4 protein-coding genes and 6 pseudogenes are annotated in these 12,208 nt (G+C 59.7%); 3 read left to right on the forward strand and 7 right to left on the reverse strand.

Annotated elements, in window-relative coordinates:
• Positions 1-317: 317 nt before the first annotated feature.
• From X735_RS136025 to X735_RS1000000169160, 3 genes and pseudogenes are all read right to left on the reverse strand, one after another.
• The gene (locus X735_RS136025; protein WP_081735029.1) at positions 318-1,175 is read right to left on the reverse strand and encodes an SDR family oxidoreductase; all 858 of its coding nucleotides are present in this window, start codon (positions 1,173-1,175) and stop codon (positions 318-320) included.
• Positions 1,176-1,183: 8 nt separating this feature from the next.
• Positions 1,184-1,945 (reverse strand): SDR family NAD(P)-dependent oxidoreductase, encoded by a 762-nt coding sequence (locus X735_RS136020; RefSeq protein WP_023814412.1) that lies wholly within the window; start codon positions 1,943-1,945, stop codon positions 1,184-1,186.
• Positions 1,946-2,824: 879 nt separating this feature from the next.
• Positions 2,825-3,007, reverse strand: a pseudogene (locus X735_RS1000000169160) (transposase); the annotation flags it as partial.
• 83 nt (positions 3,008-3,090) lie between these two features.
• Between X735_RS1000000169160 and X735_RS01000000166595 the strand changes: the two are divergent.
• A pseudogene (locus X735_RS01000000166595) lies at positions 3,091-3,644 on the forward strand (transposase); the annotation flags it as partial.
• Positions 3,645-3,819: 175 nt separating this feature from the next.
• Here the strand turns inward: X735_RS01000000166595 and X735_RS01000000166600 are convergent.
• On the reverse strand, positions 3,820-4,545 hold the full coding sequence (locus tag X735_RS01000000166600; protein WP_023814416.1) for an IS256 family transposase: 726 nt from the start codon (positions 4,543-4,545) through the stop codon (positions 3,820-3,822).
• Positions 4,546-5,006: 461 nt separating this feature from the next.
• On the opposite strand from X735_RS01000000166600, the pseudogene X735_RS01000000166605 reads away from it, so the two are divergent.
• Positions 5,007-6,017, forward strand: a pseudogene (locus X735_RS01000000166605) (IS110 family transposase).
• Between the two features lie 453 nt (positions 6,018-6,470).
• On the opposite strand, the pseudogene X735_RS1000000166985 reads toward X735_RS01000000166605, so the two are convergent.
• From X735_RS1000000166985 to X735_RS00210, 3 genes and pseudogenes are all read right to left on the reverse strand, one after another.
• A pseudogene (locus tag X735_RS1000000166985) lies at positions 6,471-7,574 on the reverse strand (IS1380 family transposase); the annotation flags it as partial.
• Positions 7,575-7,812: 238 nt separating this feature from the next.
• A complete protein-coding gene (locus tag X735_RS136010) occupies positions 7,813-9,312 on the reverse strand; it encodes a M81 family metallopeptidase (protein ID WP_023814422.1) in 1,500 nt (499 codons plus the stop codon).
• An 857-nt stretch (positions 9,313-10,169) separates the two neighbouring features.
• Positions 10,170-11,566: pseudogene (locus tag X735_RS00210) on the reverse strand (IS1380 family transposase).
• 398 nt (positions 11,567-11,964) lie between these two features.
• Between X735_RS00210 and X735_RS1000000170170 the strand changes: the two are divergent.
• Positions 11,965-12,093 (forward strand): annotated as a pseudogene (locus X735_RS1000000170170) (aminocyclopropane-1-carboxylate deaminase/D-cysteine desulfhydrase family protein); the annotation flags it as partial.
• Positions 12,094-12,208: the final 115 nt, after the last annotated feature.

Here is a 12,208-nt window from a genome sequence, read left to right on the forward strand (position 1 = left end):
CATTGCGATCTCTGATCAGCGCGCCCAGACGCTGACGATCAATCGAAGAAACGGTGAGCAATATTCCTGTGCGCATGCGCCAGACTCGCATGCGCACTCACAAAAGGGAATCCCCAGCCGGACTCTTATGTCAGGCGTAAACCACTAGCAGGCACGGTCCTGGGACGAACTCTCCCAAGGTCGTTCAACAGGTTGAGGTGCCTCGCTCTACTGACCCCATCATGCGGCGGCCTGCACCTGCCGCGAAGAGAAGCGAGTGACCCACGGAGTGACATCGTCCGGAAAGAAAGCAGGAGGAGCTTGACCTCAAACACTAATCATAGAAGCCTGCTCGTTGAAGGGGTCGGGGTGCGGGTTTCGGAAGAGGCACTATGCTTCGTAAGCTTGGCCCGATACTCCTCGTCCAAGATGGACGGCAGGGATACCTTCTTGGTTCGGGCACCATCGACAGCGATCATCTCACCGCTAACGAAGCTGGATTCGTCACTCGCCAGCCAAAGGACCGCATTTGCTATCTCCTTAGGGGAGCCGATCCTTCCAACCGGGTGAAGTTGTGCCAATTCCCTCTCGACCAGGCTTCGGTCCGGGTGGAGCTCGACATAGGCGCGATTCAAGTCGGTGTCGATCCAACCTGGGCACACGGTATTGCAGCGTATTCCATCGGGTCCAAGGTCCACCGCCAGTCCCAGCGTGAGACCGTGCACGCCGGCCTTGGTGGCGGCATAGGCTGTATGCCAGGGGTTGACCACAAAGCCCTCGACCGACCCGATATTGACGATCGCGCCTGAACCAATCCGTCTCATTTCTGGGGCCACATACTTGGCCATTAGAAACGGACCACGGAGATTGACCGCCATAAGTCGATCCCAATCCTCGACAGTCTGTTCGTCGATGGACTTATGGACGATGATACCAGCATTGTTGACCAGTACATCGATACTGCCAAACGTCTGAAGGACCTCGTTAATAAATGCACGAACCGACGCCTCCTTTGTGACATCAAGAGACATAAACGTGAGCCTTTCGACGCTGCCGGAATCGGCAGAGCGATCGTCACGGGAATCGCCGACGACGACCATGGCGTCTTCATCAGCGAGCCTCTCAGCAATTGCTCGCCCTATACCTCGATTGCCACCGGTGACGACGGCAACTTTGCCTGATAGCCGATTACCCAAAATTCCTCCTATCCTGCCGTGAACCCGCCATCTATTGGAACAGCAACCCCAGTGATGTGCCTAGCTTCCTCGCTCGCGAGGAATAGCGTCAAGCTCGCAATTTCTTTCGGAGTAGCCACGCGACCCTGGGGTATTGAATCAACATTCCTTTGAAGGACCTCGTCGAGGGTAACCGGCTTGCTATGGGCCGACACAAGCATGGGCGTATCAACAGCGCCAGGGCAGACAGCATTGATGCTGATTTGCTCTTTGGCGTGGTCGAGGGCCATGGCTCGTGTCAACAGAATGACCGCGCCCTTCGACGCACAATAGGCAGCCAGCCCGGAACAGCCAACCAACCCCACGTTGGAGGCTATGTTGACAATGCTTCCGCCGCCGGTTTTCCTCATGGACTTCACCGCGGCGCGGCTAAAGTAGAAAACACCGTTGACATTGGCGTCGAATGTCTGCCGCCAATCATCTTCCGTGGTTTCGAGGGCGCTTCCACGCCGTATGATACCTGCGCTGTTGACTAAGACGCTGACCTTTCCGCACCGCCCTACGGTGGAATTAATCACCTGGTCCGCGAACGCCGAGTCAGCGACATCGCCAAGCATCAATTCAGCCGCACAATCGAGTTTCTGAACCGACTCTAAGGCTCGTTGGCCCCGCTCCTGATCGCGGCCAACCAACACGAGTGACGCTCCTGTAGCCGCGAAGGCCTGTACGATGGCCTCCCCTATTCCCGACGTTGCGCCAGTGACGATAACTACCTTGCTGGAGTGCGTCATAATATCGATTGCCCAGTACAAGTGATGAGTCGTGAAGTGCTTTCAACGGGCCCGCTTAATGATCAAAGGTCGAATACCGCTAGCTCTCTTCCTTTCGGAAGAGATCAAAATTCATGCAAGCCGAAGTCCCGAGGCACCTTAGACATCAGCCACAGCCTTACGACAGCTTTTGCGAGCAATGAGGACCGTCTACGTTAGCATTTGTTTTTATGTTATGCAATCATATTTTCCTCGCAACATCTAATATTTTCCGTTACACGATAAACGTGGATATCAAAACACGTACACCGACGTTAGTAAATATATATTCGGTGTTGTTTTGAATAAATACTTGTTAAGCAATGTTGCAAGGTATGAAATATCTCCGATTTTTGGTGCCTTTGCACACCACTTGGATACAGCAGATGGTTGGCGAGCTACTCGTCTGGATATGCCAAGCGGAGTCCGTCCGCTCCGATCTCACGATTGCGATGGGGATCTTGGGGGCGCGCTTGCCGGCCTGCTCGACATGGATCAGGGGCTTCGATGGAGTTGTCCCGCATCCCGCGGATACAGTGGCGGTAGTCCGGAGGCCGGCCTCGATCCGATTTGACCCTCGGAATCGAGAGCGACGGTGACCGGCCTTCATTAGCCGCATGCACGCGCTTTCCGGATGAGGCCACGGCTCCTAGCTTCGCGCGAAAGCTAGCCCGCTTGATGCACGGGGTTAGGTTTCGGCGGCCTGAAGCGGCGATGTGGCCGCCATTGCGGTGCTTTTCCACGAGCCTCGTCAGGCGCCGGCGGTGATCCGGCGTGATGGCAGGCGGGGGTTTGCGTGTTGAGGTCAGCGGGTTTGTTTTGGGACGTCTGCGCCCCATTGTTTATGTCGCGAGTTGCGGCGCGACTGAGGACGATGCGCAGGGTGCGTTGGTCGGGGCAGGATGTCGGCGGGTGCAGGCGGATTTGGGTCTTCATCTCGACCACGCGCGCGGCGATCTTGATGAGGCGCAGTCGCAGCGTGTCGAATTGAGCGACTGCAAAGCTGGAGCGTTTCGACATCGCGGCGCGCAGGCCCCACATGAGATCCTATGAGGAGGGTGGATAGCGACCTGCGCTGTGGCAAAGTGAGGTTGCTTAAACACAAACACCTTACCTTGGAGGCAAGCATGCCCGTTGCAGCTCACCGATCCGAAACGCCGACCGCTATCCGTACCGATCTTGGCGCAATCTTCGTCTCGTTGAACTGAGTCGCTCGAAATGGTGGATCACTTCGCTGTCACCGGGCGCCGGCGCGAAAATGTCGAAGCATGTGGTGGTGGCCGGCGATGTCGCCGGCATGCTGGCGCGTTTTGCCGAGGTCAACAGGAAGGCGCAGGCCCGGACCGGGCGGTGCTTTCCGATCATCGTGATCCAGGAAGCCGGACTCGACGGCTTCTGGATCCATCCCCTGCTGCAGGCCGAAGGAATCGAAAGCCACGTGGTTGATCCGGCATCGATTGCGTCCTCGCGCCGGCGGCGCCGGGTAAAGACCGACAAGATCGACGGCGAGGCGCTGGTCCGGGCGTTGCTGGCCTACAAGCGAGGCGAGCCGCGGGTGTGCGCGATGGTCCGGGTGCCGACGCCCGCGGAAGAAGACCGCCGCCGTATCTCGCGTGAGCGCAAGGCCTTGACGAACGAGCGCATCAGCCACGTCAACCGAATCAAGGGCCTGCTGTTCAGCCAGGTGGGACTGTCAGGAATTCTGTGCGCGAGGCCGGTTTCGTCATTGGCTGACGAACCTTTCGCCGAAGACGACGGCGAACTAGGTCTTGGCCTCGAACCATTCGCGCGGCGGTCGTTTCCAATCCTCGGCGGCGTGGTTCAGGACCAGATATAGCAGCTTCGTGGCCGCATCGTCACTGGGGAAGTCCCCGGGTTCGGACAGCGCGGCGCAGCTTGGAGTTCAGCGCCTCGATCGCGTTCGTGGTGTAGATGATCCGGCGCACGCTTTCGGGGAAGGCGAAGAACGGCACCACGTGTTGCCAGTTGCGCCGCCAGCTCTGGGTGATCGCCGGATACCGCTGGCCCCAGTAGCCGGCCTCGAAGTCCTCCAGGGCCTTCATGCCGACTTCGGCGTCCTTTGCCCGGTAGATCGCGCGCAGCGCCGGCACGACGGACTTGCGGTCCTTCCAGGATACGAACTCCAGGGAATGACGGATCAGGTGCACGATGCAGGTCTGGACGACAGTCTGGGGAAAGACGGCGTTGATCGCCTCGGGGAAGCCCTTGAGGCCTCGACGACGGCGATCAGGACGTCGGCGACGCCACGGCTCTTCAGCTCGTTCATGACACGCAGCCAGAACTCCCTCGGTCTGCTCGATCCAGATGCCGAGAATCTCCTTCGTGCCGTCCGGCAGGATGCCGAGCGCGATGTAGACGGCCTTGTTGCGCACGAAGCCCTCGTCCCTGATCTTGACCCGGAGGGCATCGAAGAAGACCAGCGGATAGACCGCATCCAGCGGCCGGTTCTGCCACTCGGCCACTTCCTCCAGGACGGCGTCGGTGACGGCCGAGATCAGGTCCGGCGACACGTCGATGCCGTAGAGTTCCTCCAGATGCCCGCGGATCTCGCGCACCGTCATGGCCCGAACTGAATTCTGCAATCTTCCAGGACCCGATCAGTCCTGGCGGATCCAGGTGGGACGAACCGACTATTGGCATGGCCTCAACAGCCCGCACATGAGAATGGAATCGTCCTCCTGAGCCTTTGTCCGGCGCAAGCGGGATGTTGGTGCTGCTGTTGCGAACAGCGACCGTATATAAGTTGGATATGGCTCTGGGAACGAGCCGCGTCATGCAACCGGGCTCAGACCATGGGATGCCGCAATAACCTACAGAGAGCAAAAAATGTCACCCTGACAACCGAGTCCGCATTGACCCATCTCATATAAGCCAGTAGGCGCCGGCATGCAGGAACAGATGGGGTATTCGGCTTGAGCCTCATCTTTTAGCGATGATGCCATCAAGGTGCTGCGCTTCGAGCTGATGATCAGACGTGGTCTGCGTGGAAGCAGCCACAAGCATCAGAAGGAGGAAGCGCAGCATGAAACATTATGCAGGATTAGACGTCTCGGTGAAAGAGACCGCAGTATGCATCGTTGGGAACCGGCACGATTTGCCGGGAAATGAAGGTGCCGAGCCATCCGGAGGATCTTGCGCGGGTGCTCACGGATCCGGCCTGGAACTTTGAGCGGATCGGGCTTGAAGCCGGGCCCTTGTCGCAATGGCTGTTCAGTGGCCTGGCCGAAGCAGGGCTGCCGGTCATCTGCATCGAAACCCGGCACACCAAGGCCTTCCTGAAGGCCCAGCGGAACAAGTCCGATCGCATTGACGCCCGCGGCATTGCGCAGATGATGCGGGTCAATCTGTTTCGCCCCGTGCATGTGAAGACGCTGACGAGCCAGAAGCGCCGGGCGTTGCTGATGGCGCGCAAACTCTTGCAGGAAAAGGCCATTGCCGTCGAGATCGACATCCGCGGCTTGCTGCGCAATTTCGGGCAAAGTCGGCGCAGCCGGCTTCGCGGCGCGTATCCGCGAGCTCACCGACGGCATGCCCGATCTGGTCGAGATCATCGAACCGCCGCTCGAGGCGCGCGCCAAGCTGCGCCAGAATTTTGCCGCCCTGCACCGCAAGGTTTTGACATGATGAGAATTGCCGCCGACTGATGTCGATTCCCGCTGTCGGCCCGGCCGTGGCGCTGGCCTACACCGCGACCATCGATGTGCCGGCCCGCTTCCGCAATTCGAAAGCGATCGGGCCGATTTTCGACTTGACGCCGGTGCTCAACGAGTCGGGCGAAAGCCGCCGCATCGGTCGGATCTCGCGGCGACCGCATGATGCGAACGCTGCTCTACGAGGCCGCGCAGACCCTGCTGACGCGGGTGACGAAATGGTCCTGGCGAAGACCTGGGCGACGAACGTCGCCAAGCGGCGCGGCAAGCAGAAGGCCGTTGTCGCGCTCGCCCGTCGGTCGGTGGTGATCATGCACCGGATCTGGCGCGACGGCACGCAGTTCCGCTGGACCAGGACGGAAATCATGCCGGTCGCCGGCTGACCTCGTCCCGACCAGCGTCCAGCATGCCGCCGTGCTCGTGCCCGTCAAGGGCAAGTCGCTGCGCGATGGCCCTGCGGTTCCACCCTTGACGATCATTGCGCGCGGCGGCCAGTGTCGAAGCAGGTCGGGACGAGGAGAGGGTCGCCCCATCGGCCGAACAAGGAGATAGATAGGGAATGAACCAGGATCAAATGTGAAAATCATCGCCCCCGATAGAAGGCGACACAGTTCCACCAGCCGGTGGAAAGCCGTCCTTCGCGGGACGAGGATGAGGTGAGTTCGTAATTCCGGAAGTACCGATCGCACTGGGCATCAGGACGCGGTAACAGATTGTTCCACCTCGTTCTTCTGAATCCCATGGAGGGAGGGCCAGAGCGCCGATCCCGTAGAGAAGCGAGACCCCGCGAAAGACATCAAATGCCGGCGAGGCGGAGAGCTCGAAAAGCGCTTGACGAACTGGTTGGCCGTCGCTCTTGTGCAGGACGTTCGGTCGGCGGCGAGATGCGTCTTCCAGCACTTGATGTGGTTCTCGGCCGCTCCGCGGCGGCAGTAAAGATCCGCGTAGAGCGCCTTGGCCTTTCCACCGGCACGTTGGTGACGATAAAGCGGGGGTCAGCACCTTGGGCGCCGACCTCGACGCGGGCGATGACGAGCTCGACGCGGCTCCAGCTGGCGGCCCCGTCCATCTCCTTGAAGCGGCAGACCTCGTTCGTCTTCCACGACGTTTCGAAGCGCGCCGTCGTGCCGGTCTTCAGCTCCGCGACATGCTTGCGCAGGGTCGTGGTGGGCGCCAGGCCGAGGATGAAGTCGACATCGTTGGCGCGGCACCAGTCGATGAGCTGCGGACTGCAGTAGTGGCTGTCGGCCCGGATCAGAATCCGGGTGTTCGGCCAGTTGCTCCGGATCGCCCGCACGAGGCGGCGCAGATGGGGGCGGATTTCAGCGCCACTCGGCCGCCTCGCCGGTCGCAGGACCGCACCGACAAACCGGCCGTCGCCATCGAACACCACGATCGGCTGGAAGCCGTACTCGTCGTGATGAGCATTGAAGAGGCGGAACTGCTGGCTGCCGTGCACGGTGTCAAAGGTGTCGTCAATGTCGAGTACGATCCGCTTCGGAACCTGCCGGAAGGAGGCGCAATAGAGGTCGACCATCGCCCGGCCCATGGCGAGCAGCGAGCGCACCCCGGGCAGGTTCTCCAGCCGGCACATCGTCGACTGGGAGGCCAGATCCCGACCCGAAGGCAGCGCATCCTGGGCCATCTTGAAGATCGGATCGGAGCGCAGCCGGTTGGCGTCGTTGCCATCCTCATAACTGGCGGCAATCATCTTTATGCGGAAGCCGATCATATCGGCCATGCTATGGATAACCTGGTCCGGGGAGCGCGGATCACTCGATGCACCGCGCCAGACGGTCGGCCACCCACAGTCGTTTCTCCACCTCGGCCAGAGCCAGAACGCCGCTGTTGGAGGACAGCATACCGCCGTCGCAACGGGCGACGGCGGACTTGCCGCCGACAGATGATAAACCGCTCAGCGGCAGCGTAAGATCATTCATGGCGGGTGTGGTCTCCGGAAACGATTCGGATCGGCCTTAGCAACCAAATCCTACGTCATTTCAACCGTTTGCTCCACATCCGCCAACCTGACATGATTTTTCGGGCTAGCTGAGCTGCTCGTGAAGAAGAGCGCCGATCCGGAGATCCTTGGCCACACAGAGACACTGATCGCACGGTTGCCTGGAAGAAGCTCGAGGCCTGCCGGTGGGTTAGCGGGCCTAGAGTTGCGAGGATGCCTTATACGGCTAAACGCTCCACTATTTGAGCTGCAATAATGGGCGCGTCATCCACATTGGTGTCCGGCCAAACCCGCGCGCGCTTTTTGGGGAAAGCGCCGGGCACGTAATAGGCTAGGCCCGCGCTTGCAATATAGATAGTCGCTGCAAAACCCTCAACATTGCGATTGAAGTGGAACTGCGACTTCATCACGATAAAGTCCTGCTCCCTGATATTGACGCCGTGGGATTCGAAAATGGCGCGATCAAGGATGAATCCTGGCTTTGACGTGGCAATCACAAGGAAACGGTTGTCAATCTCGATGAGGGCCGTCTTTCCCATAGCAGCAGATTCGTTCGCAAAATTGGGTCCGATGAGTCTGATATCCTTGTTGTTGAGCAGCTTGACCACGCCTTCGACGTCGAAGGGCAGATAAAGCGGGGTAACCTTGCCGCCGAGAAGCATCTTGATTTTTGCGCCGACTCCGGCGGCATGTGCCTGGGCGACGGTCTCTGGATCATTAACCGTCATCGCGCCCTGGAGCTTCACAGGATGGTTCAGTGCGGCCTGCAGGATCAAGGTGCTGTCCCCCGGCGCGCCGGCCAGCGTCCGGTCACCAAGATCGGCAAACGCCTTGGTAATGCCACTCTTGCCCTTCGCAGTGGCATCCAGGGCCTCTGCGATCGTCACGGTTTCATCCTTGAAGCTCTCGCGCAGGTTCCAGAACTCCTGGGCGTAATCCTCGACGATTGCCTTGGCTTGCGCATATGGCCCATTGCTCAGCATCACAGCCGACTGACCCATGTCCGTTAGATCCGCAAAGCGATAGATGTTGTAGATGCTAAGGTCCACCACTGGCGCTTCCGACTTCTCGAGCGCACGGGCACGTGCGTGCATTTCATTAAGTGGGCTGAGATGAGTTTCTATCCTGCCGGGGGCAATCATCCGGGTTTTCGCGAAGGTATAGACCGGTCGCAGACGGCCTTCGAGCACATCGAAGACCAGTTTAACGACCTTCTTGCCATTGTCGTAGTAATCGTCATGGGGATTCTTCTTGCAGGCGATACAGATGTCGGCTGCATTCAACATTTTCGACGTGATATTGGCGTGAAGGTCGAGACCTACCCCGATAACTGCGTTTCCGCCGATGGCGGCGCGAATGTAGGAGAGGAAATCACCTTCCGCATCTTCGAGCTCAGTCGTGGACATCGACCCATGCAGGTCGAGGACAATCGCATCGGGCGCGAGCTTCTTGAGTTCCTCGCCCCAGAACTGGCGTTGCTCAACGTAGAAACCATGATCGATGGCGCCGCTCGGGGCGATCATCGAATCTGAGACGGGAAGGATTTCAATATCAGCGCGTTCAATCAAGGCGTCAAGAATCCCGCCGAGCGTGGTGCCATTTCCCTTGGCCCCCTCAATCATAGCTTGGCCGCGAACGACCGTGATATCTGCCGCTGCCGTGGCAGGCGCATATCCGTGCGATTCGTGAAACAATCGTCCGACTGCCATGCGCTTCATAATGTTCAATTGCCTCCTGAATGTCAGGCTTTGATCGCCGGGGGTTCGCGGCTACTTTACTGGGGCGGCGTGCAGGGACGTATTGCTGTGTTTTATGCCGCGGCACCGAAGGATTATGATCGCGCTCATCTGGCAAAGAATGCGTTTCAAGTTCTCGGTGCGACGGGGCTGGGCGGATGGTGACCCGCAACAGGGTGCGCCCGGCACAAGTGCTTGAGTTCTTAAGGGGCCGCAGGTCCTCCTGTTCCCAAGGTCGAAAATGGTGTAATCGACCAATCGATTAAGTCGACAGCACGCAAGAAGTACCGCCTCTATCCGAGCACGGCCGGGGAAGCGGCGATGACATACCCGTATAGCGGACATTATACCTTGAACCTTCAAGCAGGATGAGCGCTCTTCCTGCCATTGGCCGTTAACTCCGAGGTGGCGTGCTGTGCAGCGGTCCTTAGCGTACATCGCCAGAAGGTTTTTTCCGCCGCGCCTGATCTCAAACCTTATAGTGAACGTACCATTGTCAACGATTTGCGGTCGCAAAGATTCTGTAAATTTAGTTCAAGAATCTGTGACAACAGTTTGGTCACCGGCGTTGTGGTACGCAGCGTCTCGACGACTTCGGAGGATTGTGATGTTCAAAGGAAGCCGGTTGACCAGTTAATGATCCTGCTTTGCGTGCGCTGTCAGCTGGCCTAGCCCGCTTCTCTCACCGCACCCAGGCTCGAGCCGCATCTTGACTGGTGCGGGTCGGCGCTGCTCATCCCCGTTTTGAGGACGAGCGCAGCCAGCGCCGCGGAGAGCGGCGGTGCTGGGCTCTGCAATTTTCCTCGGTTGTTTGCGGGAAGGGTTCAGGTCCGGCGGCGTCAGCGGGCCGCGGCGCATATTCGAGCGTGGGCCAGGGCAAATTCGTCCGCGTATGGACAGGCTGAAGCCATTGCGACCTTGATCCGACGCACCGAGACAGGGACCTGCGCACCGATCTTCAGCAGCTTCAGCCTGATCGTGCCGCAGGTGGCGTTGGCGAGCCTGGTGTGGGCGAGGCCAAGGCGGCGCAAGGCGCAGATCAGGACGTAGGCAAACGAGGCGAACCAGAGCCGCAGCTGATTGGCGCGCATGGTGTGAGCGCTGGTGCGGTCGGCGTAGAGGTCGAGCTGGCACTCCTTGATCCGGTTCTCCATGTCGCCGCGGGCACAGTAGAGATCCTCGTAAAGTCCCCGTGCCGCCCAACGCTTTGGCTTGAGCGAGGTCACGACGAAGCGCGGATTGGCGCCCTGCGTCGTCCACTCGGCCTTGGCGACGATCCGCCGTCGGCGTGACCAGCTGTCTAAAGTCGACCACATGAAGTCGCGGAACACGCGCGCGGCCTGGTCGTTTTTCCTGGATGCCAGGCGAGCTTCCTGCAAGGCTGGAGCGATCTTCTTCTCCAGCCGCTCGTTGCGGGCAAGGCCAAAGACATAGTCGACGCCGTTGGCCTCGCACCAGGCCATCAGCTCTTCCCGGGCAAAGCCGGAATCGGCGCGCAGGACAATGCGCACTCTGCGCCACTTCCTGCGGATCTGCTGCACGATCCGCTCGACCTCCTCGACCGCTCCCTTGCTGGCGTCGGTGTTGGAACGCCTGAGCTTTGCCGCCAACAGGTGCCGGCCGCAGAAGATGTAGAGCGGCAGGTAGCAGTAGCAGTTGTAGTAGCCGTGGAAGAACCGGCCTTCCTGGTGACCGTGCAGCGGGTCATCGGTGGCGTCGAGATCGAGCACGATCTCGCCCGGCGACGTGTCGTTGGCTTCCAGGAAAAGGTCGACGAACAGAGCTTCGATCGCCTGCGTGTCGTGGCCGATCTTGTGGTAGCGCGTCGGCTCCCCGACCCGGCTGAGCTCCAGCCGGTTGAGCGTCGACTTGCCGGCAAGCACCGCGCAATCCTCCCGCTTCGGCGTCAGGCTTTCCGACACAAGGGGCCAGCACGGGGTCGTGGCGGAGCGTGTCGTGGTCGTCGACGTCCTCATATCCCAGCGCGATCGCCGCGATGCGCTGTGCCACCAGCGTCTGTACGCTGTGCACCGTGCAGTCCGGATCGCGTCGGTCGATGAAGCAGGCAAGCCACCCGGCGGAACAGGCCAACGATTTTGTCAACGTGGCGCACAAGCAAGGCGCCGGCATCTGAGGTGATCGCTCCGCCGTCGAAACCGGCGACCACTTTGTGGCCGTCGAAAGATACAGTGTGTGTGCATCGGACCCCGTTCCTGAACTGGTAACTCTTTGTCACAAAAGCAGTTTCTCAGATTCTTGGGGCCGATGCACCCCTTACCTTGAGATATTCAGGCTAGAGTCTCAGCCTGCATGATCTGGAAGAAACGATGGGCCCAGAGCGGGATAGAGGTCTTGTTCCGGCCTGTTGCCGAATGGGCAGGAAAGTTCGGAGCGCAATGCCTGCCGTCCGGCGTCAATCGAGAGGCTGGTTCGCCAACACCTTGACGAAATGGGGGGCGGCAGCCGCCTGCCAGCGCTGTTACATGCTTCCGCCCTAACGCGCTCGTTCATCTGCCGAGAAGGCATGCCACGACTCAGATGATTTACGGCCGGCCCGACCTTGCGCAGGCCGACCTCGCCACCTACCTTTCTAAAAGGTCGACCCGCTACCCCATGCCTCCGCCACCCGCGCTCAAACTGCTATACGTTGCCCGGCATACTGCCAAGCTCGTCGACTTTGGCGCGGAAATCGTTGACGACGACGACGAGGGGCTGCTCGAGGAGTACGCGTACCCGCGCTATGGCATCCCGTCCGAGGAAACGACCTCGGCACCTGTCGATGCCAGCTCAATACTCCCCAGAATGGTTTTGTTACAACGGCTGAATGGGAGCGCAAAGAGGTCTGACGCGAGGTCAATCACGCGCAAGAATTTGGAAC

It is taken from the genome of Mesorhizobium sp. L2C084A000, from assembly GCF_000502875.1.
Classification (GTDB): Bacteria; Pseudomonadota; Alphaproteobacteria; order Rhizobiales; family Rhizobiaceae; genus Mesorhizobium.

Bases quoted from the DNA above. Each gene is read 5' to 3' on its own strand.
- X735_RS136010 (WP_023814422.1), bottom strand. From the start codon at position 9,312: ATGAAGCGCATGGCAGTCGGACGATTGTTTCACGAATCGCACGGATAT.
- X735_RS136020 (WP_023814412.1), bottom strand. From the start codon at position 1,945: ATGACGCACTCCAGCAAGGTAGTTATCGTCACTGGCGCAACGTCGGGA.
- X735_RS01000000166600 (WP_023814416.1), bottom strand. From the start codon at position 4,545: ATGACGGTGCGCGAGATCCGCGGGCATCTGGAGGAACTCTACGGCATC.